General features: G+C 44.0%; 19 protein-coding genes. All 19 read left to right on the top strand.

Annotated elements, in window-relative coordinates; genetic code table 11:
• Window positions 1-10 precede the first annotated feature (10 nt).
• The 19 genes from ACQ4XT_RS16050 (at window position 11) to ACQ4XT_RS15960 (ending at window position 22,045) form a co-directional block, all read left to right on the top strand.
• On the top strand, window positions 11-808 hold the full coding sequence (locus tag ACQ4XT_RS16050; RefSeq protein WP_446854542.1) for a phosphatidate cytidylyltransferase: 798 nt from the start codon (window positions 11-13) through the stop codon (window positions 806-808).
• Between the two features lie 20 nt (window positions 809-828).
• On the top strand, window positions 829-1,974 hold the full coding sequence (dxr, locus tag ACQ4XT_RS16045) for a 1-deoxy-D-xylulose-5-phosphate reductoisomerase (protein ID WP_446854541.1): 1,146 nt from the start codon (window positions 829-831) through the stop codon (window positions 1,972-1,974).
• A 114-nt stretch (window positions 1,975-2,088) separates the two neighbouring features.
• Window positions 2,089-3,345 (top strand): RIP metalloprotease RseP, encoded by a 1,257-nt coding sequence (gene rseP / locus ACQ4XT_RS16040; RefSeq protein ID WP_446854540.1) that lies wholly within the window; start codon window positions 2,089-2,091, stop codon window positions 3,343-3,345.
• Window positions 3,346-3,489: 144 nt separating this feature from the next.
• Window positions 3,490-5,193 (top strand): proline--tRNA ligase, encoded by a 1,704-nt coding sequence (locus tag ACQ4XT_RS16035; RefSeq protein WP_446854539.1) that lies wholly within the window; start codon window positions 3,490-3,492, stop codon window positions 5,191-5,193.
• 91 nt (window positions 5,194-5,284) lie between these two features.
• Window positions 5,285-9,577, top strand: coding sequence for a PolC-type DNA polymerase III (locus ACQ4XT_RS16030; protein WP_446854538.1), 4,293 nt, complete (start codon window positions 5,285-5,287; stop codon window positions 9,575-9,577).
• 927 nt (window positions 9,578-10,504) lie between these two features.
• Window positions 10,505-10,978 carry a ribosome maturation factor RimP gene (gene rimP / locus ACQ4XT_RS16025; protein ID WP_146816390.1) on the top strand — a complete coding sequence of 158 codons (474 nt, stop codon included), beginning with the start codon at window positions 10,505-10,507 and terminating at the stop codon, window positions 10,976-10,978.
• A 14-nt stretch (window positions 10,979-10,992) separates the two neighbouring features.
• Entirely contained in the window at window positions 10,993-12,102 is a 1,110-nt protein-coding gene (gene nusA / locus ACQ4XT_RS16020; protein WP_446854537.1) for a transcription termination factor NusA, read from the top strand.
• A 15-nt stretch (window positions 12,103-12,117) separates the two neighbouring features.
• Window positions 12,118-12,393: an RNase P modulator RnpM gene (gene rnpM / locus ACQ4XT_RS16015; RefSeq protein ID WP_446854536.1), complete on the top strand. Its 276-nt coding sequence runs from the start codon at window positions 12,118-12,120 to the stop codon at window positions 12,391-12,393.
• The gene (locus ACQ4XT_RS16010; RefSeq protein WP_446854535.1) at window positions 12,390-12,704 is read left to right on the top strand and encodes a YlxQ family RNA-binding protein; all 315 of its coding nucleotides are present in this window, start codon (window positions 12,390-12,392) and stop codon (window positions 12,702-12,704) included. Before rnpM ends, ACQ4XT_RS16010 begins: the two co-directional genes overlap by 4 nt.
• 7 nt (window positions 12,705-12,711) lie before the next feature.
• A complete protein-coding gene (gene infB / locus ACQ4XT_RS16005; RefSeq protein WP_446854534.1) occupies window positions 12,712-14,775 on the top strand; it encodes a translation initiation factor IF-2 in 2,064 nt (687 codons plus the stop codon).
• Window positions 14,772-15,050 (top strand): DUF503 domain-containing protein, encoded by a 279-nt coding sequence (locus tag ACQ4XT_RS16000; RefSeq protein WP_089652373.1) that lies wholly within the window; start codon window positions 14,772-14,774, stop codon window positions 15,048-15,050. The genes infB and ACQ4XT_RS16000 overlap by 4 nt, the downstream gene beginning before the upstream one ends.
• A gap of 26 nt (window positions 15,051-15,076) precedes the next feature.
• The gene (gene rbfA / locus ACQ4XT_RS15995; RefSeq protein ID WP_089652372.1) at window positions 15,077-15,427 is read left to right on the top strand and encodes a 30S ribosome-binding factor RbfA; all 351 of its coding nucleotides are present in this window, start codon (window positions 15,077-15,079) and stop codon (window positions 15,425-15,427) included.
• A gap of 65 nt (window positions 15,428-15,492) precedes the next feature.
• The gene (gene truB / locus ACQ4XT_RS15990; RefSeq protein WP_446854533.1) at window positions 15,493-16,389 is read left to right on the top strand and encodes a tRNA pseudouridine(55) synthase TruB; all 897 of its coding nucleotides are present in this window, start codon (window positions 15,493-15,495) and stop codon (window positions 16,387-16,389) included.
• A 204-nt stretch (window positions 16,390-16,593) separates the two neighbouring features.
• Window positions 16,594-16,863, top strand: a complete 270-nt coding sequence (rpsO, locus tag ACQ4XT_RS15985; protein WP_128522718.1) for a 30S ribosomal protein S15 — start codon at window positions 16,594-16,596, stop codon at window positions 16,861-16,863.
• A gap of 122 nt (window positions 16,864-16,985) precedes the next feature.
• Window positions 16,986-19,109, top strand: a complete 2,124-nt coding sequence (gene pnp, locus ACQ4XT_RS15980) for a polyribonucleotide nucleotidyltransferase (RefSeq protein ID WP_446854532.1) — start codon at window positions 16,986-16,988, stop codon at window positions 19,107-19,109.
• A gap of 160 nt (window positions 19,110-19,269) precedes the next feature.
• Window positions 19,270-20,190, top strand: a complete 921-nt coding sequence (locus tag ACQ4XT_RS15975; RefSeq protein WP_446854531.1) for a polysaccharide deacetylase family protein — start codon at window positions 19,270-19,272, stop codon at window positions 20,188-20,190.
• Window positions 20,191-20,217: 27 nt separating this feature from the next.
• Complete coding sequence (locus ACQ4XT_RS15970; RefSeq protein ID WP_446854530.1) at window positions 20,218-20,445, top strand: YlmC/YmxH family sporulation protein; 228 nt, start codon at window positions 20,218-20,220, stop codon at window positions 20,443-20,445.
• A gap of 110 nt (window positions 20,446-20,555) precedes the next feature.
• Window positions 20,556-21,449, top strand: coding sequence for a dipicolinic acid synthetase subunit A (dpaA, locus tag ACQ4XT_RS15965; protein WP_446854529.1), 894 nt, complete (start codon window positions 20,556-20,558; stop codon window positions 21,447-21,449).
• On the top strand, window positions 21,446-22,045 hold the full coding sequence (locus ACQ4XT_RS15960) for a dipicolinate synthase subunit B (protein WP_446854528.1): 600 nt from the start codon (window positions 21,446-21,448) through the stop codon (window positions 22,043-22,045). The genes dpaA and ACQ4XT_RS15960 overlap by 4 nt, the downstream gene beginning before the upstream one ends.
• Window positions 22,046-22,069 lie beyond the last annotated feature (24 nt).

The raw sequence follows: 22,069 nt of genomic DNA, 5'->3' as shown, positions 1-22,069 counted from the left end.
AAAAAGACTTATGAAACAAAGAACAATTACAGCCATCGTTGCAGCACTCATATTTCTTCCGATCGTCATGTTGGGAGGATGGCCTTTTAAGGCTTTTGTGTACATCATTGCAAGTATCGCCCTGCTTGAATTAGTACGTATGAAAAAAATTGCTCGATATTCAGTAGCATCCGGACTCGGCTTACTTCTTATGTGGGCCTTGATGTTTCCGTATGAGGTATTCGATGAATCGATCACTTCAGGGGACATCATCACAAAATCCGAGATTACACTGCTCGCGGTCCTCGTATTGTTAAGCTACACGGTGCTTGTCAAAAACCGTTTCACTTTTGATGATGCTGGGTTTCTTTTATTATCAGCCATCTATATTGGAATGGGATTTAATTATTTGATGGAAACAAGAGAAGAAGGTCTGGAATATATTTTCTTTGCACTATTTGTCGTATGGGCGACTGACACAGGCGCATACCTGTTCGGGCGTGCATTAGGCAAACACAAACTTTGGCCGCAGATCAGTCCGAAGAAAACAATTGAAGGATCCGTCGGAGGAATTATTCTCGCTTGTGTCGTCGCTCTCATTTTCCAGTTGATTTATCCTCTTGAGCATTCCTTAATTATTGTGTTGCTGGTCACTGTACTTGTATCCATGGCAGGACAGATCGGGGATCTGGTAGAATCAGCTTTCAAGCGACATTATGCGGTCAAAGATTCCGGCAAAATCCTTCCTGGGCACGGGGGAGTATTAGATCGATTTGACAGTTTGATCTTTATTCTACCGATCCTGCATTTGATTAACTTTATTTCCTAGGAGAGAGGGGCCATGGAACAATGAAGCAAGTATCCTTACTTGGGGCAACGGGATCAATTGGAATTCAAACCCTTGATGTTCTTCGATTGCACCCAGATCAATTTTCTTTATATGCCATGGGGTTTGGCAGAAACGTCGAAAAAGCTCTCCCTTTGATCCGAGAGTTCGAACCATCCATGATCGTCGTTCAAGATGAAGAAACGAAGAGAAAACTGGAAAAAGAATTATCCCACTCCCAGATTCTTTGTGGGGGAGAGGGTTTAATTGAAGCAAGTATAGCCGAACCTGTAGATGTAGTTGTCAATGCAGTAATGGGAAGCATCGGGTTACCTGCTACTTTAAAAGCCATTCAGTCCAAAAAACAAATTGCGATTGCCAACAAGGAAACCCTTGTGACAGCAGGGCATCTAGTCATGGAAGAAGCAAGAAAACATGATGTCAATCTTCTTCCTGTAGACAGTGAGCATTCGGCTATCTTTCAGGCTTTGAACGGTGAACAAAGGAAAGACATCAATAAACTCATCATTACTGCATCTGGAGGAAGCTTCCGTGACCAAACAAGAGAAGAACTTGTCGGTGTCACAGTTGATGATGCGTTAAATCACCCTAATTGGAAGATGGGTGCGAAAATCACCATCGATTCTGCTTCAATGATGAACAAGGGATTGGAAGTTATTGAGGCGCACTGGCTTTTTGATGTACCTTATGACCAGATTCATGTTATTCTTCATAGAGAAAGTGTCATCCATTCTATGGTTGAATATGTCGATCGAAATGTGATTGCCCAGCTTGGAACGCCGGATATGAAAGTACCGATCCAATATGCTTTGACTTATCCGGAGCGTAAGGAGCTTCCAATTACGAAAAACTTGAACTTGGAAGAGATCGCTACGTTGAATTTTCAAAAGATGGACATGGATCGATTCCCTTGTTTAAGAATGGCATTTGAAGCAGGAAAAGCAGGTGGCTCGATGCCGACAGTCCTGAATGCTGCCAACGAAGAGGCTGTTCAGCAGTTCCTCGAAGGCAAAATATCTTTTCTTGATATTGAAAAATACATCGCTCAAGCATTAGAAAAACATGACAGGATTCATAACCCTGACTTGTCTACCATAATTTCTATTGATAAGGAAACGAGGGAAAGAGTTCGTTTCCAAATAAATTAAAAGCTCTGGTGGTTGAATACGTTTATGCGGCCGTCTAAATGATGATGGTTCACTTCCACTATAAACATCCCATCCTATAGAATGACCCAGAGCTAAAAAAGGAAGGTGCTTCATTTGACTACAGTGGTTGCATTTATTCTTATGTTCGGACTTTTGGTGTTCGTGCATGAGTGGGGGCATCTCATATTTGCCAAACGAGCGGGAATGCTCGCAAGGGAATTTGCAATAGGATTTGGACCTAAGATTTTTGCATTCACTCGGAATGAAACTCTTTACACAATCCGTATTCTCCCCATTGGCGGCTATGTTCGAGTTGCAGGCGAAGATCCAGAAATCGTAGAATTGAAAGCCGGCCACCATATTGGCCTTGAATTCAATGACGCTGGGAAAGTAAATAAAATAATCGTAAACAATAAAGACAAGCATCCACATGCGCGTGTCATTGAAGTCGAACGCGCGGATTTAGATCATCGTCTAGTCATTGAAGGGTACGAAATCGATGAAGACGAAAAGCTCTTCTTTGAGGTCGATCCGAAGGCGATGTTCGTCATGGATGAAAAAGAAACACAAATTGCTCCTTATAATCGCCAATTTGCTTCAAAATCTGTTCCTCAGCGTGCGATGCAGCTTTTCGCTGGTCCTATGATGAACTTCGTCCTGGCGATTGTCTTGTTCATGCTTCTTGGTTTTATTCAGGGGGTCCCTTCGAACGAAGCGAAACTGGGAGAGATCCAGGGCAACTCACCGGCTTCACAGGCTGGTCTACAGGCTGGTGATGAAGTCGTTGCTGTGGATGGAGAATCCGTCAGTACGTGGGAAGAATTCACGACCATCATTCGAGCTCATCCTGATGAAGAAGTGACGTTGACAATCAATCGTGAGGGAGCAACACAACAGTTAAACGTCACACCTGCCTCCGTAGAGAGTAGAGAGACGACGATCGGGCAAGTGGGGGTCGCCCGTGCTTTTGAAGAGTCTTTTGCGAAAAAATTGACGTTTGGATTTACTCAGACTTATGAGTGGTCAGCACTGATCTTAACAAATCTCGGTAAATTAGTGACAGGACAATTCTCTTTGGATATGCTTTCAGGTCCAGTCGGCATTTATGATGCGACAGACCAGGTTGTGCGCACAGGATTTACGAATTTTGTCATGTGGACCTCCATCTTGAGTATTAACCTTGGAATTGTAAACCTGCTTCCACTCCCTGCTTTGGATGGAGGACGTCTCTTATTCGTAGGTCTTGAAGGGCTGAGAGGGAAACCAATCGACCCTCAGAAAGAAGGGATCGTTCACTTCATCGGATTCGCTTTACTCATGTTATTGATGCTCGTCGTCACTTGGAACGATATCCAACGTTTATTCTTGTGATTGATTATAGCTGGAAGTCCTGAGGTGATCGGCGATTCCTAGGCTTCCGGCTTCTTTTTATTAACGTCAAAAAGATAGGGAATCTTCGAGACTAGCGATTTCCTCCTTTTATAAATTTTGATTAAATAGAACTGAGGTGCATTTATGAGACAAAGTCATATGTTAATACCTACCCTTAAAGAAAACCCTGCTGATGCTGAAATCAAGAGCCACCAGCTCCTCGTTCGCGCTGGTTACATACGCCAGATTGCATCCGGCATCTACAGCTTCCTGCCAATCGGCCGCCGCGTGTTGAGCAAAGTTGAAAACATCGTCCGGGAAGAGATGGAGAAAATCGGTGCTCATGAAATGGCGATGCCTGCACTTGAGCCTTCAGAACTTTGGAAGGAAACAGGGCGTTGGACCACCTTCGGCTCTGAACTGATGCGACTGAACGACCGACACAATCGGGAGTTCGCTCTTGGTGCGACCCATGAGGAAGTCATCACAAGCCTGGTACGTCATGAAGTTAAAAGTTACAAGCAGCTTCCATTGACGGTTTTCCAAATTCAAAATAAATTCCGCGATGAAGCCCGTCCTCGATTTGGTCTTTTGCGTGGAAGAGAGTTTTTGATGAAAGATGCCTATTCATTCAATGAATCCTATGAAAGCCTTGATGAAACCTATGATAAGATGTTCGAAGCATACTCGAACGTATTCAGACGCTGTGGATTGAATTTCCGTGCTGTTATCGCAGACTCAGGCGCCATGGGAGGGAAAGATACCCATGAATTCATGGTTTTATCTGATGTAGGTGAAGATGTCATTGCCTATTCAGATACTTCTCGTTATGCAGCCAATATCGAAATGGCACCAGTCGTCGCGACTTATGAGAAGTCCGAAGCTACTCCTCAAACGATGGAGAAAGTTGACACGCCAGGTCAAAAGACAATGAAGGAAGTAGCCGAATACCTGGGGCACGATTTACAGGAAGGCATCAAGTCGATCCTTTTCCAAGTCGATGAGAAATTTGTCCTTGCCCTTACTCGTGGCGATCATGAAGTGAATGATGTTAAATTGAAAAACCTTTATGATGCAGATATGGTTGAACTGGCTTCAGAAGAAGACACGAAACGACTGCTAGGTTCAGGATTTGGTTCCCTTGGTCCGATTGGTGTCCCTGAAGAAGTGGAAGTAGTCGCCGATCATGCGGTAGGAGCCATGGTGAACGTCTCTTGTGGAGCCAATGAAGAAGGATGGCACTTTAAAAATGCTACACCTGAGAGGGACTTTGAAGTCAAGACGTATGCTGATTTACGTTTCATCGAAGAAGGAGATCCATCACCGGATGGAGAGGGGATGATCAAGTTTGCCCGCGGGATTGAAGTCGGACATGTCTTCAAGCTGGGTGAATTCTATTCCGAACGGATGAATGCTACATTCCTTAATGATCAAGGAAAAGCGAAGACGATGATTATGGGATCCTACGGTATCGGCGTTTCACGTACGCTTGCAGCAATCGTAGAACAATACCATGATGAAAGAGGGATCACGTGGCCGAAGAATATTGCTCCGTATCAAGTCCATCTGCTTTCATTGAATCCTAAAAAAGAAGAACAGAAAGAATTGGCAGATCAAATCTATGACACACTGCTTGATGCAGGGATCGAAGTTTTATATGATGATCGTAAAGAACGTGCCGGCGTGAAATTTGCTGACAGCGACCTTTTCGGTGTACCTGTAAGAATCACTGTAGGAAAACGTGCCGGTGAAGGTGTTGTGGAAGTGAAGGAACGTGCAACGGGCGATCAGAATGAATTAGAAACTAGTGAAGTTTTAGAATATATTAAGAACTGGTACAAAGCCTAATATCTTTTATGGAAAACTATACCCTTGCTAAAGGAAAGAGCAAGGGTTTTTCCATGTCAGGTGTTGGGTTAGGAAAGAGGAGGAATTCCGTTTGAGTGTCAGCAACAAGGAAAAAATGCACTATTTGCTGGAGCAGATTCAGTTCCCGCATGATCTAATAGAACCTCACTTTAAAGAAAGCAGCATGCAGAAGCTGGTGGTTTACCGCGAACAAAAATTGTGGCATTTTCATTTTCATATGCCTAAACCACTTCCGCCGTCTGTCTATGATTTATTTACGAGCAAACTTGTAGCCACTTTCCGATCAATCGCAGAAGTAACGTGGACAATTGAGACATCAGAAAAAGAACTGGCATCGAATGATGTGCTTGAATACTGGCAGAGCTTCATTAAAACCTTAACGAATCTAACACCAAGCTATAAAGATTTATTAATGGAGCAGCAGCCTGAAGTGAACGGGAATAAAGTTATGTTAACCTGCAGGAACTTAGCTGAGAGCCATGCCATTCAAAAGAAATTGGAAGAACCATTGAAAAGCTTTTGTCTCAAATGCGGGCTTCCTTCTTTCATGCTTTCAACACGAGTGAAAGAAGAAACGGAACAAATCAAACGATTCCAGGAAGAACGCCAAAAAGAAGACAAAATACTAGTCCAGCAAGCGGTGAAAGAACAAGAGGAAAGAGCGAAAGATAAAGACGATTCCAAGCCCAAAGGGCCGCTTGAAATTGGTTACAAAATTCAAGATGACATCATCCCGATGGAGGAAATCCAGGAAGAAGAGAAGAAGATTGCTGTCCAGGGTTATATCTTCGATGTCGAAATCAAAGAACTTCGCTCCGGACGTCATTTATTACTATTGAAAGTCACCGACTATACGGATTCCTTTTCAATCAAAATGTTCTCACGCGGAGACGATCACGCTGAACTGTTTAAGCACGTGAAAGAAGGGATGTGGATCAAAGCGCGAGGGGGCATCCAGACAGATAACTTCACGAATGAATTGACGATGATGGCCAACGACATTAACGAAGTCAAGCCGAAATTGCGAGAAGATCAAGCGCCTGAAGGGGAAAAGAGGATAGAATTGCACGCCCATACCACAATGAGTGCGATGGATGCACCTGTATCCCCGTCACGTCTGGTCAAGCAAGCGGCAGATTGGGGCCACGAAGCGATTGCCATTACAGACCATGCGGTCGTTCAAGCTTATCCGGATGCCCATGCCGCAGGCCAGAAGAATGGTGTGAAAATCATTTATGGTGTGGAAGCGAATTTGGTTGATGATGGAGTCCCGATTGCGTATGAGGAACAGGACCGGGAGCTAGAGGATGCTGTTTACGTAGTTTTTGACGTGGAGACCACTGGGCTTTCAGCTGTGTATGATAAAATCATCGAACTAGCTGCCGTCAAAGTACAGGGCGGAGAAATCATCGATCGATTTGAATCCTTTGCTAACCCTCATCAACCGTTATCCCAAACAACGATCGACCTAACAGGGATCACGGATGACATGGTTAAGGATGCACCTGAAATCGAACAGGTGCTCAAGGACTTCCATGAATGGACAGGAGAGGACATCCTTGTCGCCCACAACGCCAGTTTCGATATGGGATTTTTGAATGCAGGATATCAGAAAATCGGGCTGGAAAAGTCTACGAACCCAGTCATCGATACGTTAGAGCTCGCTCGTTTTCTGGTGCCTGAATTAAAGAACCACCGCTTAAATACGCTATGTAAGAAATTCGATATTGAATTGACCCAGCACCACCGGGCGATTTATGATGCCGAAGCCACGGGGTATTTATTGTGGAAACTTCTGAAACGAGCCATGGAAAAAGAGATAACGAACCATAAAAATCTGAACGATTACATGGGTGAGGGGAAAGCATACCAACGTTCCCGTCCTTCCCATTGTACCCTGCTTGCCACAAACAGCACAGGATTAAAAAACATCTACCGACTCGTATCAGAAGCGCATGTCAATTATTTCTACCGTGTTCCACGCGTTCCACGCTCCCTTTTGGCCAAAAATAGAGAGGGAATTCTCGTAGGTTCTGGCTGTGACAAAGGCGAAGTTTTTGAAACGATGATGCAGAAATCTGAAGAAGAGGCAGAGAAAGTGGCTGAATTTTATGATTATATCGAAATTCAACCACCGGGGAACTATTATCACTTGCTGGAAAAAGATCTAGTCCAGACGGAAGCTCAAATCCTCGATATTTTGAAAAGGATTGTCGCTATGGCGGATCGAATGGGGAAAACAGTGGTGGCTACCGGAAATACTCACTACGTGGAGCCTCATGAAAAGCAGTACCGTCAAATTCTCATTTCCTCCCAAAATGGAAACCCGCTGAACAGACAGACACTGCCGGAGGTCCACTTTAAAACGACGAATGAAATGATTGATGAGCTTGGTTTCTTAGGAAAAGACAAAGCGACAGAATTAGTCGTAACGAACACTCATAAAATTTCTGAACAGATTGGTGAAGTATCTCCGGTTAAAGATGATTTATATACGCCTAACATCGAAGGGGCGGACCAGGAGATTCGTGAAATGTCCTACAACAAAGCACGTAGCATTTACGGTGAACCTATCCCTGATTTGATTGTCAAACGTTTGGAAAAAGAACTTGACAGTATTATCGGAAATGGATTTGCGGTTATCTATCTCATCTCGCAGAAGCTCGTAACCAAATCGCTAGAAGATGGTTACCTTGTTGGTTCCCGTGGTTCTGTCGGATCATCATTCGTTGCTACGATGACAGACATTACGGAAGTGAATCCACTTCCGCCGCATTATGTGTGTCCGTCGTGTCAATATAATGAATTTTTCACAGACGGATCGGTCGGAAGCGGGTTTGATCTTGAAGAAAAAGCCTGCCCGGAATGCGGTACATCCCTGACGAAAGATGGTCAGGACATTCCATTTGAAACGTTCCTTGGCTTTAAAGGGGACAAGGTTCCCGATATCGACTTGAACTTTTCTGGGGAATACCAGCCCCATGCGCACAATTATACGAAAGAGTTGTTTGGTGAGGACAGTGTGTTCCGTGCCGGGACGATTGGTACGATAGCGGAGAAGACCGCTTACGGCTATGTGAAAGGTTACGCCGGAGACCATCAGCTTCTTTATAAGAATGCTGAAATCGATCGTCTTGTACAAGGTTGTACAGGTGTGAAAAGGACCAGCGGACAACACCCTGGTGGGATCATTGTCGTTCCTGATGATATGGAGATTTATGATTTCTCGCCGATACAATTCCCAGCAGATGATACGAAAGCAGAGTGGAAGACCACGCACTTTGATTTCCACTCGATTCACGATAATCTGTTGAAATTGGATATACTCGGGCACGATGACCCGACCGTCATCCGTATGTTGCAGGACCTCAGTGGGATTGACCAAAAGGAAATTCCTGTCGATGATCCTGAAGTTATGAAGATTTTCAGTGGTCCTGAAGCACTTGGAGTGTCGGCGGACCAGATTATGTGTAAAACAGGGACGCTCGGCGTACCGGAGTTTGGTACAAGATTTGTAAGGCAGATGCTTGAAGATACGAAGCCGAAAACATTTGCAGAACTTGTCATCATATCCGGACTCTCACACGGAACGGACGTATGGCTTGGAAATGCCGAACAGTTGATCAATGATGGCATATGTACACTACCTGAGGTTATCGGGTGTCGTGACGATATTATGGTGTACCTCATGCACAAAGGTCTTGATCCTTCCCTGGCCTTTAAGATCATGGAATTTGTCCGTAAAGGCCGAGGCCTTCAAGACGAGTGGATTGAAGAAATGAAAAAACATGGCGTACCGGACTGGTATATTGATTCTTGTAAGAAAATCAAATACATGTTCCCGAAAGCACACGCTGCCGCCTATGTACTGATGGCGGTAAGAATCGCCTATTTCAAAGTCCACTATCCGATCTATTTCTATGCGGCTTATTTCACTGTCAGGGCGAGCGATTTCGAACTGGAAACCATGATGAAAGGCTCTGAAGCCATCCGGAAGCGTATGAAAGAGATTCAGGAAAAAGGCTTCGATGCTACTCCGAAGGAAAAGAGTTTAATGACCGTCCTCGAGCTATCTCTTGAAATGTGTGAACGAGGATATGGATTTAAAAACGTGGATCTCTACCGTTCCAGTGCTACGGACTTTCTTGTTGAAGGCAACGAGCTTATTCCACCGTTCAATGCAGTCGACGGCTTAGGAACAAACGCAGCCATCAATATCGTTAATGCAAGAGAAGAAGGCGAATTCTTATCCAAGCAGGACTTGAGAGAGCGCAGCCGTATTTCCAAAACCGTTCTTGAGTACCTGGATAACTTCGGATGCTTAGAGGGAATGCCGGATGAAAACCAACTGTCCCTTTTCTAACGTCTCAGCTCCCGACAGGTGAAACAGGCGATCCATTGTTAGTTGTTAGAGGCTCAGTATTAAGATATAATCGGGGATCGTTTGCCATATTGAGAGTCAGGGGTGGTTAGGAAGCCACTCGCTTTCTTGCGGGGATGACGGCAAGCCTCCTCGTGCTTCGCACTGCGGGGTCTCGCCAGTCCATCCATTCTCGCGGGAGTCTCGCAGTTTCCCAACCCCCCCTTTCGATGGATACGAGAAACGATCCCTTTTATTATAAGAGGGTATCTTCAATTGGACGTGGTGTTTTAAGCATAACGCTCTATACAAGCTTTTGGCATGCAACATAGTGTTCATAGAAGTTAATATCCTTCTACTGACATTGTGCATAAAGGCAGCTTATTCCGGAAGTGGTTTCGAGATACTCATATGGTAAAGGGGCGGAGGGAAACGGTAAGACTCCTATGGGGTGTGCGGGATAGGTGAGACCCCGGAAGGCGTAGCCTGAGGAGACTCAGCGCCCGCCCCATGGAAAGCGAACCTTTTCCCGGAGCCCTAGAATCACACATGAAAGTCTCGAAACTGAGTCCTCCAAAATAGGAAGCTTCCTTGAAATAACTTCATGTGAGTGGTGGAGGCGAAGCTGTTGATTTCTTCCTTTGTTGCATAGAATACGCATCTATGATATATTTTTTATGGTGAGAAGAGTGATACGAACGACGAAAGAGTGGGGCAACCCACTCTTTCGTCATATTCTAGCCTCTTGCTTGTGGAGATACTTCGATGCATGAGGGGTTTTTAGTACCCGCGAGACGAACCGCTATGATCTTTGTCATAGCGGTTTCTCATGGTACTTGCATTTCTAACCCTCTTACTTAATGAAATGAGCGAATACATCCCATAATAATAAATACTAACCATTACATTGTGTTCGAAGGAGGGAAGAGCATGAGCAATCATGTTACATCCGTTACAGAACGTCTTGTCCAGCCGATCCTTGAGGATATGAACCTCGAACTTGTGGATATTGAGTACAAGAAAGAAGGTCAGAACTGGTACCTTCGCGTCTTCATCGATAAAGAAGGCGGTGTGGACATAGAAGAATGCGGACAAGTATCTGAACAACTGAGTGAAAAATTAGATGAAGAAGATCCCATTGAAATTCCGTATTTCCTGGAAGTTGCATCACCTGGGGCGGAACGTCCTCTAAAGACAGAAGCAGACTTCGAAAAGTTTGTCGGTGAATATGTGTATATGAAACTATACGAACCCATTGATGGGGAAAAGGAGTTTGAAGGGACACTGAAGTCCTTTGAAAATTCCGTGGCAACCGTAGAAATTCGTATTAAGACACGTAAAAAACAACTGGAAGTACCATATCAAAAAATAGCTAAAGCTAATTTAGCTGTTACGTTTAATTAAGGGGGAGAAAACTGTTGAGTAGTGAACTATTTGATGCCATGAATTATTTAGAGAAGGAAAAAGGCATCGACAAAAATCTTTTATTGGAAGCACTTGAAGCAGCCTTGATTTCTGCTTATAAGAAAAACTTCAATTCCGCAACGAACGTACGTGTGGATATTAATGAAGAAGAAAGTGCCATGAAAGTCCTTGCGCGAAAAGAAATCGTAGAAGAAGTCATGGATCCGCAGCAGGAAATCTCTTTAGAAGAAGCAAATGAGATCGATCCGAACTATGAGGTTGAAGATGTGATCGAAGTCGAAGTGACACCAATGGACTTCGGCCGTATCGCAGCACAAGCGGCTAAGCAAGTTGTTACGCAACGTGTCCGTGAAGCGGAACGCGGCATCATTTACGGTGAGTATGTTGATCGTGAAGAAGATGTCATGACAGGGATTATCCAAAGAAAGGATCCCCGCTTCGTCTATGTGAATCTAGGTAAAATTGAAGCGCGTCTTCCAGAAGGGGAGCAAATGCCGACAGAAACCTATGAAGTCCACGATCGCCTCAAAGTATTCGTGACAAAGGTGGAAAACAGCAACAAAGGGCCACACATCTATGTTTCCCGTACACACCCAGGGCTTCTGAAGCGTTTGTTTGAGATGGAAGTACCTGAAATTTATGATGGTACTGTCGAAGTCATGTCTGTAGCCCGGGAAGCAGGGGACCGTTCAAAAATTTCCGTATATGCAGAAGATCAGGAAATCGATCCGGTTGGCTCTTGTGTAGGTCAAAGAGGTCAACGTGTGCAAGCAATTGTCAACGAATTGAAGGGTGAAAAAATTGATATCGTTCAATGGTCTGAAGATCCCGTTGAATATGTATCGAATGCGTTAAGTCCTTCTAAGGTCGTGGAAGTGCTCGTGGATGAAGAAGATAAGGCTACAACAGTGATCGTTCCTGATTATCAATTGTCTCTTGCCATCGGTAAGCGTGGTCAAAACGCTCGTCTTGCGGCCAAGTTGACAGGCTGGAAGATTGATATTAAGAGTGAAAGTGAAGCACGTGAGCAAGGTCTTCTTTCTACAGAAGAAACCGATATGGAAGATGAAGACGTTTTTGACGAAGAACTGTCTGAAGATTAAGGAGGGGGGAGAACGATGACCCGTTCCAAAAAACAACCATTAAGAAAATGTGTCGTCACACAGGAGATGGTTCCTAAACAGCAATTGATCCGTGTTGTGCGCAATAAAGAGGGAGAGGTTTTTGTGGACGACACTGGAAAAAAGAATGGGCGTGGAGCCTATCTCATGAAAGACCTTCAAGTCATTGAGGAGGCTGAAAAGCAGCAGGTGTTGAACCGTCACCTTAAAACGAAGGTGGATGACAACATCTATGAGGAATTGAGAACAAAAGTGAAGGCTGACCCATCATGAACGGCAGCTATCTGAACCTGTTGGGACTGGCATTAAGAGCCGGTAAGTGTACGCTCGGTGAGGAATCAATCGTTCGAGACATTCAAAAACGAAAAGCTAAGCTCGTTCTCATCGCCAATGATACAGGAAAACAAACAAAGAAGAAGCTGACAGATAAATGCAGCTTCTATGAAATACCTTGCTATGAAGTCGATGATCGAGATACATTATCACAGGCTATCGGAAAGGCAGGGAGAGTCGCGATCGCAGTTCTTGACCAAGGATTTGCGAAAAAGTTGCAATCGCTACTCGATGAATCTATTCGGGGGTGAAGATTTTATGAGTAAAATGCGCGTATACGAATATGCAAAGAAAAATGAACTATCTAGTAAACAAGTCATTCAAAAACTGCAAAATCTGAATATCGAAGTGAACAATCATATGTCCACTTTGGAGGATGATGCAGCGAAGAAGCTGGATCAAGCATTTGGAAAAGGGCAAGCTTCCAAAGGGCAAAACCAGAATAAAGCGAAGTCTCAAAAACCGAATAACAATAAGAAGCAGGCGAACAACAAGAAGCAAAAAAACAACAACCAGAAGAACCATAAGCCTGCACCACAGCAAGCACCTAAGAAGTCTAAAAAGCAGACACCTGAAAAAATCACGTATGCAGGCAGTCTGACAGTTGGTGAACTTGCAGAAAAACTAAACAAAGATTCTTCAGAAATTATTAAAAAGCTTATGTTCCTAGGCACAATGGCTACCATCAACCAGGAACTTGATGCAGATTCCATTGAATTGATCTGTGATGAGTTCGGTGTAGAAGTCGAAGAAGAGGTCGTTGTGGACGAGACGGACATTGAGAACATGGTGTTCGACGACGAACCGGAAGATTTGCAGGACCGCCCTGCTGTCGTTACGATCATGGGTCACGTAGACCACGGAAAAACGACGCTTCTTGACCAGATCCGTAACACGAAAGTGACGGAAGGCGAAGCCGGTGGAATCACCCAGCATATTGGTGCTTACCAAATCGAAGACAATGGCAAGAAAATTACGTTCCTTGATACACCTGGTCACGCTGCATTTACAAGCATGCGTTCCCGTGGTGCTCAAGTGACAGACATTGCTATCCTTGTTGTTGCTGCAGATGATGGAGTTATGCCGCAGACAAAAGAAGCCATCAGTCACGCGAAAGCGGCAGAAGTACCAATTATCGTTGCGGTCAATAAGATGGATAAAGAAGGCGCGAACCCTGACCGTGTGATGCAGGAGCTTATGGAATATGAGCTGATTGCTGAAGATTTTGGTGGAGAAACGATCTTTGTCAAAATGTCCGCCGTTAACGGAGAAGGGATTGACGATCTAGTTGAAATGATCGGCCTTGTATCCGAAATGGAAGAATTGAAAGCCAACCCTGATCGTGCTGCTTATGGTACGGTTATTGAAGCAGAATTGGATAAAGGACGCGGTCCAGTAGCCACATTGCTGGTTCAGAACGGTACCTTGAATGTCAGTGATGCCATTGTCGTTGGGAATACTTGGGGGCGCGTACGTGCTATGGTGAACGATATCGGCCGTCGCGTAAAAGTTGCCGGACCTTCCACACCAGTGGAAATTACAGGATTAAACAATGTTCCTCAGGCAGGCGATCGATTCTTAGTCTTTGATGATGAAAAGAAAGCGCGCTCTGTAGGAGAAGCACGTGCTCAAAAACAATTGGAAGAAAACCGCGGCTCTAACGCAAAGGTAAGCCTTGATGACTTGTTTGCTCAAATTAAACAAGGCGATGTTAAAGAAATCAACCTGATTGTTAAAGGCGATGTTCAGGGATCAGTAGAAGCCCTTGCTGGCTCTCTTGAGAAGATTGAAGTGGAAGGTGTGAAAGTTAAAATTATTCACACAGGTGTCGGTGCCATAACGGAATCTGACATTACACTTGCTTCTGCTTCCAATGCGATAGTTATTGGTTTTAACGTCCGTCCAGACGGGAATGCTAGAAAAGCAGCTGAAGCGGAAGATGTAGAAATCCGCCTTCATAACATCATTTACAAGGTGATGGAAGAGATCGAAGCAGCTATGAAAGGGATGCTCGATCCAGAGTATGAAGAAAAAATCATCGGTCAGGTGGAAGTCCGTGAAATCTTCAAAGTATCTAAGATCGGTACAATTGCCGGATCTTACGTTACAGATGGTAAAATCGGCCGAAATTCCGGTATCCGTGTCATCCGCGATGGTGTCGTCATTTACGAAGGTGAAATCGATGCACTGAAGCGTTATAAAGATGATGCGAAAGAAGTTCAGCAAGGATACGAGTGTGGAATTACAATTAAGAACTTCAATGACATTAAAGTGGGCGACATCATTGAACCATTTGAGATGCAGGAAATCGAACGTAAATGATTGTAAGCGCAGAAGTGGATGGTATCATTTATGATGCGCAGTCACTGAAAAACAAGCGTGCGGTTTTGAAACGCATCATGACAAGGCTCAGGAACGAGTTCAACATTGCTGTAAGTGAACTTGAATATCAAGACTTATGGCAGAGAACCCGGATCGGCCTCGTCACGATTGCTAGTGATAAAGTGATTGCGGAACAAACGATGCAGCAAGCTTTGGCTTTCATTGATTCATTTCCTGAATTTGAACGGACAGAAACCCATCAGGAATGGCTATGATGTCTGGTTAGAAGAGGTGAGATTACATGAACGATTTAAGAGCGAACCGCGTTGGAGAACAAATGAAAAAAGAGATGAGTGACATCATCAGTAAAAAAATCAAGGATCCACGTGTAGGGTTCGTCACCGTCACAGAAGTGAAAGTGACAGGTGATTTACAACAAGCGAAAGTATATATTTCTGTATTGGGTGATGATAAACAGAAACATGATACACTTGTAGGTCTTGCGAAAGCGAAAGGGTTCATCCGATCAGAGATCGGTCAGCGGATCCGTCTTCGTAAGACTCCGGAAATCATGTTTGAGTTTGACGAAGCGATCGAAAGAGGAAATCGTATTGAAACGATTCTTCGCGATTTGAACGATACGGAAGATTGATAAGAAATCCGTGCTGTTTCAGCACGGATTTTATATAGGATAAAAAGTTTTGAGGTGAGAGGTAAATGGACGGGATTCTTCCATTATGGAAGCCAAAAGGCTTTACATCCCATGATTGTGTCAGTAAGGCCCGTGGCATGTTGAAAACAAAAAAAGTTGGTCATACAGGCACCCTTGACCCAGAAGTAGAAGGGGTGCTTCCCCTCTGTGTAGGAAAGGCTACGAAAATTGTTCCTTTTCTGACGGACACAGACAAAGTGTATGAAGCTTCTGTTACGCTTGGATCTGCGACAGATACAGAGGATGCAACGGGTACGACGGTTAAAACCACCCCTGTTCATGAACGTATTTCCATAGATAAGATCAAGAGCGTCCTTGAAACATTTCAAGGCTGGATTACTCAGACACCACCCATGTACTCGGCTGTAAAAGTTAACGGGAAGAAGCTTTATGAGTATGCCCGGGAAGGTGTGGAAGTGGATAGGCCATCAAGAGAGGTACACATTAAGCATATGGAATGGATGCCACCTGAACCTAAACAGGAAGGGGAAACCTTTACCTTTTCTTTTCGAGTCATCTGTTCAAAAGGCACCTATGTGAGAACACTCTGTGTAGACATTGGAAAGGCCCTTGGTTATGCCGCACACATGTCATCGTTGGTACGGACACAAACTGCGGATATCACAAGAGAAGACTGCTATACTTTCAATGAAATCCAACAAGTTGTAGATGAAAGCTCTGGAGAGCAATTGCTCCTTCCTTTATCCAGAGGACTTGTCCATATGGATTCATGGGAAGTCGATGCTGACAAGGTCGAAAAAATCAAACATGGTCAAGTATTCGAAAAGCCTGACCATATCCATGATGAGCAATTTACAGTGATGAACGCTGGTGAGGTCCTGGCGATTTACCAGCAACATCCACGAAAAAACGGCCTCATAAAGCCGGTCCGTGTATTTTAACACTCTCGCTTTTATAAAGAATTAGTGAATGGCCATACATGAGAGCCCAAAGTCCACAGTTTTTTATCAGAGTTTGTTGGTTTTACTTGCATTTCACTTAAAAAAAATGTACCCTTTAATATGGAACCTTCGCTTGGCGGAACGTAACTCCGACGTCCGCTCGGGGAAAGGGAATTCTAAATTTTTCCAGGAGGTGTAGCTATAATGGCTATCACACAAGAACGTAAACAAGAACTAATCAATGAGTACAAAACTCATGACAACGACACAGGATCTCCAGAAGTACAAATCGCTGTACTAACTGAGCAGATCACTACTTTGAACGAGCACCTTCGTGCTCACAAGCAAGACCACCACTCTCGTCGTGGATTGCTTAAAATGGTAGGTAAGCGTCGTAACCTATTGAACTACCTTCGTAATAAGGACATTACACGTTACCGTGAGCTAATCAAGAGCCTTGGCTTGCGTCGCTAATGTATGGGAAAAAGCGGGAGTTATTCCCGCTTTTTCTGTATGTTTACATACAGAAGGGTGTAAACTGACAATAAACCCTTATAATGAAATAAGAAGAGTTATCGAGAGGAGTTAAGTTCTATATGGCAGAAGAAAAACAAGTGTTTTCCATTGATGTTGCCGGTCGTACTTTTTCCGTGGAAATTGGCGAGTTGGCGAAACAAGCGAATGGTGCAGCACTCATCCATTATGGAGATACGACTGTCCTATCCACAGCTACTGGTAGTAAAGAGCCGAAGGACCTGCCGTTTTTCCCATTGACTGTAAATTATGAAGAGCGTCTTTACGCAGTAGGTAAGATCCCAGGAGGTTTCATTAAACGTGAAGGTCGCCCAAGTGACAAAGCTGTCCTTGCCTCCCGTTTGATTGACCGTCCGATTCGTCCATTGTTCCCAGAGGGTTTCCGTAACGATGTACAAGTAATCAGCTCTGTTATGAGTGTTGATCAGGATTGTTCCTCAGAAATGGCAGCAATGCTGGGATCATCCATATCTTTGGGTGTATCTGATATTCCATTCGAAGGACCGATTGCGGGTGTTATTGTTGGACGGGTAGACGGGGAATTCGTCATTAATCCAACAGTTGAACAACAAGAAAAAAGTGATATCGACCTTACAGTGGCGGGTACGAAGGACGCCATCAATATGGTTGAAGCTGGTGCCGAAGAAGTTTCTGAAGAGGACATGCTTGAAGCGATCATGTTCGGGCATGAAGAAATCAAGCGCCTTGTTGCTTTCCAGGAAGAAATCGTTGAAGCTGTAGGTCGTGAGAAGATGGAAGTGCAGTTGTTCGATCTGGATGCTGAGCTGAAAGAGAAAGTTGAAGCAGAAGCAACAGACGCCATCGTTCAAGCGATCAAGACAGAAGAAAAGAAAGCACGTGAAGAAGCCATTGCCCAAGTGAAAGCTGACGTAGTCGCTTCTTACGAAGAACAAGAAGCAGATGAAGAAACAATCAAACAAGTAGGATCCATCTTAGAAGATATGGTGAAAACGGAAGTGCGCCGTCTTATTACGAAAGATAAAATTCGTCCAGATGGCCGTGGTGTTGACGTTATTCGTCCACTGACCTCCCGTGTAGGATTGCTTCCACGTACACACGGTTCCGGATTATTCACACGTGGTCAAACCCAGGCCCTTAGTGTATGTACCCTTGGAGCTCTTGGAGATGTACAGATCCTCGACGGTCTTGATCTTGAGGAGTCCAAGCGTTTTATGCACCATTACAACTTCCCTAAATTCTCTGTTGGAGAAACAGGACCAATCCGTGGCCCTGGTCGCCGTGAAATCGGTCACGGAGCTCTAGGTGAACGTGCACTTGAAGTTGTTATTCCTTCGGAGAAAGAGTTCCCTTACACCATCCGACTTGTTTCTGAGGTTCTGGAATCAAACGGTTCTACATCCCAAGCAAGTATTTGTGCAAGTACGCTTGCTATGATGGATGCTGGTGTCCCAATTAAAGCACCTGTTGCTGGAATTGCGATGGGACTTGTAAAATCAGGTGATGATTATACGATCCTAACAGACATCCAAGGAATGGAAGATGCCCTTGGAGACATGGACTTCAAAGTTGCTGGAACAGAACAAGGAGTAACAGCTCTTCAAATGGATATTAAGATTGAAGGTCTTTCAAGAGAAATTCTTGAAGAGGCACTGGCTCAAGCGAAAAAAGGACGTATGGAAATCCTTGGACACATGCTTGAGACCATCCCTGAAACACGTAAAGAACTTTCTGCCCATGCTCCTAAGATCATGACGATGAAAATCAATCCAGACAAAATCCGTGATGTCATTGGACCAAGCGGAAAACAAATCAACCAAATCATTGATGATACTGGTGTTAAAATTGATATTGAACAGGATGGAACAGTGTTCATTTCTTCAACAGATGCCAGCATGAATGCAACAGCTCAGAAAATCATTGAAGATATCGTCCGTGAAGTAGAAGTCGGCGAAGTTTACGATGGTAAAGTGAAACGTATCGAGAAATTCGGTGCTTTTGTTGAGCTCTTCAAAGGAAAAGAGGGGCTTGTCCACATTTCTGAAATGGCTGAAGAGCGCATCGGTAAAGTGGAAGACATCGTTTCCCTAGGTGATACGATTAAAGTTAAGGTTAAAGAAATCGATAACCAGGGCCGAATCAATCTTTCAAGAAAAGCGATTCTTCTAGATGAGAAGAAAAAACAGGAAAACGTTGAACAATCTTAATAACGGTACGTAAAGAAGAGATACTGGCTTGCCAGTCTCTTTTTTTTTTTGCCTGAAGTGCATCTTTAAGCTTTTGTGAAGATATTGGGAATAGAGAGTAGTCCATAATTTGGTCTAGAAAGAGGACATGCCCCATAGAATGGGATAGGGGTGATGGTCCATGAGCTTCAGATTCATCGTATTATTCAGCGTTAATCTCTGTTTTTTTATAGGGTTTGGCATGGCTTTTTTTACTGCAGACCATGTCGTTACCGTTAATAAAGAAGATACCATCTACCAAAAAATCCAGGCTGAAAAAGAAGAATTCGAATGGGAAGCACAGGATGCGAAGATTGATTCAGTATGGAAAAAGACACCGGGGATTGTTGGTCGGAAAGTAGATGTCGAAGCCTCTTATAAGAAAATGCAAAAACATGGCGAGTATAATCCTGAATTGTATGTTTATAAATTGATCAAGCCTGAGGTTTCTTTAGAGGACTTACCGGCTTCTCCTATATATAGAGGTCATCCGGATAAAGAAGCCGTTTCTTTTCTAATTAACGTCTCCTGGGGTGAAGAATACATTCCAGACATGGTGGAGATTTTAAACGAACACCAAGTAAAAGCGACTTTCTTTATTGATGGAGCCTTTGCGAATGATTTTACGCACCTCGTGCAGATGATCGAAGAGGAAGGACATACGATCGGCAGTCATGGGTACAGGCATAAGGACATGGGTAGAATGACAAAGGAACAGGCAAAAGCAAATTTAGAACAGGCGGATGAGCTATTATTCGCCTTGACTAAGGAAAAAGTGAAATATTTCGCTCCTCCGTCCGGCAGCTTTAATACGGCTACTGTGGAAGCGGCCGATGAAATGGATATGGAAACCATATTGTGGACAGTGGATACAATCGATTGGAAAAAGCCAACTACGGATGTCCTGATCACAAGGGTCATGAACAAGGTTCATAATGGTGCCACCATCCTTATGCATCCGACCGAGGTGACAGTAGAAAGCCTTCCAGTATTAATTCAACAAATTAAAGATAAAGGGTACAAACTGTCTTCACTGCAAAAATTATTGAGTGAAGAGAGATAGAGAAGAAGGAGAGTAGCCCTAGTGAGAATGAAATCTTTGGCTCAAAAACAAGTGATTGATGTAGAGAACGGGGAGAAATTAGGAATTCTGGGAAAAGCGGACTTGATCATTGATCCTGATTCTGGAGTGATCAAGTCATTGGTCATCATGAATCAGGGATTTATTGGTTTCGGATCTTCCAGAAAAGAAATGACGATCGATTGGAGTCAAATTGAAACCATTGGTGAGGAAACGATCCTCTTAAAAAAACGATGAACACTGCAGACTGATCTGCAGTGTTTTTTGTTTGCTAATCGAAATCACTAACTCCGCATTCCGGCATAGGATACAAGGAGATAAGATACTAGATAAAGGAGACATCCGGGATGCTAACAGGATATCATGTAGCAGTCATAGGGGGCGATGCCCGGCAAATCGAACTTATTCGTAGGTTGAATGAGTGGGATGCCACCGTCTATTTGGCTGGGTTCGACCAACTGAACGAAAGCTTTAGAGAAGCCATCGACCTTGACTTCGACAGCGAGCAGGTAGAAAAATTGGATGCCATCATCCTTCCTGTACCAGGAACGGATTCGGAGGGGAAGATTGAAGGAATCTTCTCCAACCAGCTCATCCACTTGTCTGAAGAATGGTTGAAAAAGACACCTGACCATTGCCAAGTGTTTTCTGGAATCGCCAATGATCACTTAAAAGATTTAGCTGCTAAAACCAATCGTACACTCATCCCCTTAATGGATCGGGATGATGTTGCCATTTATAATTCTATTCCTACCGTTGAAGGGACTCTTATGTTGACCATTCAACATACCGACTTTACGATTCACGGATCTAAAGTCATTGTGCTTGGTCTTGGGAGGGTAGGGATGAGTCTTGCTCGCACGTTTGACCACCTTGGTGCCAAAGTATCTGTTGGGGTCCGTTCTTCAAAAGCAGCGGCAAGAGTTTATGAAATGGGGCTGGAACCGATTGATATGAATGACTTAGTGAATGAAGATATGTCATGTGACATCTTACTGAATACCGTCCCACACCTGGTGGTGGACGCCTCTGTAATTAAACAGTTGCCCTCACATGCGATGATTTTGGATCTTGCATCCAAACCGGGAGGAACAGATTTTCGCTATGCAGATAAACGTGGAATCAAAGCACTACTGGCCCCAGGTCTGCCTGGAATTGTAGCTCCAAAAACGGCAGGGAGAATCATAGCAGATGTTGTGTCTCGAATTGTTCAGGAAGGTTCACGAAAGGAGAATGAATGATGTCTAAGTTAAAAGGGAAAGTAATCGGATTCGGGTTAACTGGATCCCATTGTACGTACCATGAGGTTTTTCCTGTCATGCAGGAGCTCGTAGACCTCGGGGCAACCGTGGTTCCTGTTTTATCCTACACTGTTCAAAAGACAGATACCCGTTTTGGGGATGCATCTGAACATTTAGAAAAAATAAAAGAAATCACAGGTGAAGAACCGATTTTGACGATTCCTGATGCAGAACCTCTTGGACCTAAACGTCCATTGGACTGTATGCTTATTGCCCCACTTACGGGTAACTCGACGAGTAAATTCGCAAATGCGCTCACGGACTCCCCAGTGTTGATGGCTGCTAAGGCTACCTTGAGAAATGAAAGTCCAGTTGTCTTGGCCGTATCAACGAATGATGCTCTCGGATTGAATGGTGTGAACATCATGCGTCTAATGGCAACGAAAAACATTTACTTTGTACCTTTAGGTCAGGACCATCCTTTCCAAAAGCCGAATTCATTGGTAGCGGATATGACATTGATCCCAGAAACGATCGAAGCAGCTCTCGAAGGAAAGCAACGTCAACCTGTATTAATTGAAAGGTATCCGAATTAATTCTTTTTTTCATACCAGGTGTTC

The sequence above is a fragment of the Halobacillus sp. 12SKB genome (genome assembly GCF_052941655.1).
This window is presented reverse-complemented; position numbering and strand designations above follow the sequence as displayed.

What these genes read in the sequence shown, in the direction of transcription:
- ACQ4XT_RS16050 (WP_446854542.1), top strand. Translation starts at nt 11, where the DNA reads ATGAAACAAAGAACAATTACAGCCATCGTTGCAGCACTCATATTTCTT.
- dxr (WP_446854541.1), top strand. Translation starts at nt 829, where the DNA reads ATGAAGCAAGTATCCTTACTTGGGGCAACGGGATCAATTGGAATTCAA.
- ACQ4XT_RS16035 (WP_446854539.1), top strand. Translation starts at nt 3,490, where the DNA reads ATGAGACAAAGTCATATGTTAATACCTACCCTTAAAGAAAACCCTGCT.
- rimP (WP_146816390.1), top strand. Translation starts at nt 10,505, where the DNA reads ATGAGCAATCATGTTACATCCGTTACAGAACGTCTTGTCCAGCCGATC.
- rnpM (WP_446854536.1), top strand. Translation starts at nt 12,118, where the DNA reads ATGACCCGTTCCAAAAAACAACCATTAAGAAAATGTGTCGTCACACAG.
- ACQ4XT_RS16010 (WP_446854535.1), top strand. Translation starts at nt 12,390, where the DNA reads ATGAACGGCAGCTATCTGAACCTGTTGGGACTGGCATTAAGAGCCGGT.
- infB (WP_446854534.1), top strand. Translation starts at nt 12,712, where the DNA reads ATGAGTAAAATGCGCGTATACGAATATGCAAAGAAAAATGAACTATCT.
- ACQ4XT_RS16000 (WP_089652373.1), top strand. Translation starts at nt 14,772, where the DNA reads ATGATTGTAAGCGCAGAAGTGGATGGTATCATTTATGATGCGCAGTCA.
- rbfA (WP_089652372.1), top strand. Translation starts at nt 15,077, where the DNA reads ATGAACGATTTAAGAGCGAACCGCGTTGGAGAACAAATGAAAAAAGAG.
- truB (WP_446854533.1), top strand. Translation starts at nt 15,493, where the DNA reads ATGGACGGGATTCTTCCATTATGGAAGCCAAAAGGCTTTACATCCCAT.
- rpsO (WP_128522718.1), top strand. Translation starts at nt 16,594, where the DNA reads ATGGCTATCACACAAGAACGTAAACAAGAACTAATCAATGAGTACAAA.
- pnp (WP_446854532.1), top strand. Translation starts at nt 16,986, where the DNA reads ATGGCAGAAGAAAAACAAGTGTTTTCCATTGATGTTGCCGGTCGTACT.
- ACQ4XT_RS15975 (WP_446854531.1), top strand. Translation starts at nt 19,270, where the DNA reads ATGAGCTTCAGATTCATCGTATTATTCAGCGTTAATCTCTGTTTTTTT.
- ACQ4XT_RS15970 (WP_446854530.1), top strand. Translation starts at nt 20,218, where the DNA reads ATGAAATCTTTGGCTCAAAAACAAGTGATTGATGTAGAGAACGGGGAG.
- dpaA (WP_446854529.1), top strand. Translation starts at nt 20,556, where the DNA reads ATGCTAACAGGATATCATGTAGCAGTCATAGGGGGCGATGCCCGGCAA.
- ACQ4XT_RS15960 (WP_446854528.1), top strand. Translation starts at nt 21,446, where the DNA reads ATGATGTCTAAGTTAAAAGGGAAAGTAATCGGATTCGGGTTAACTGGA.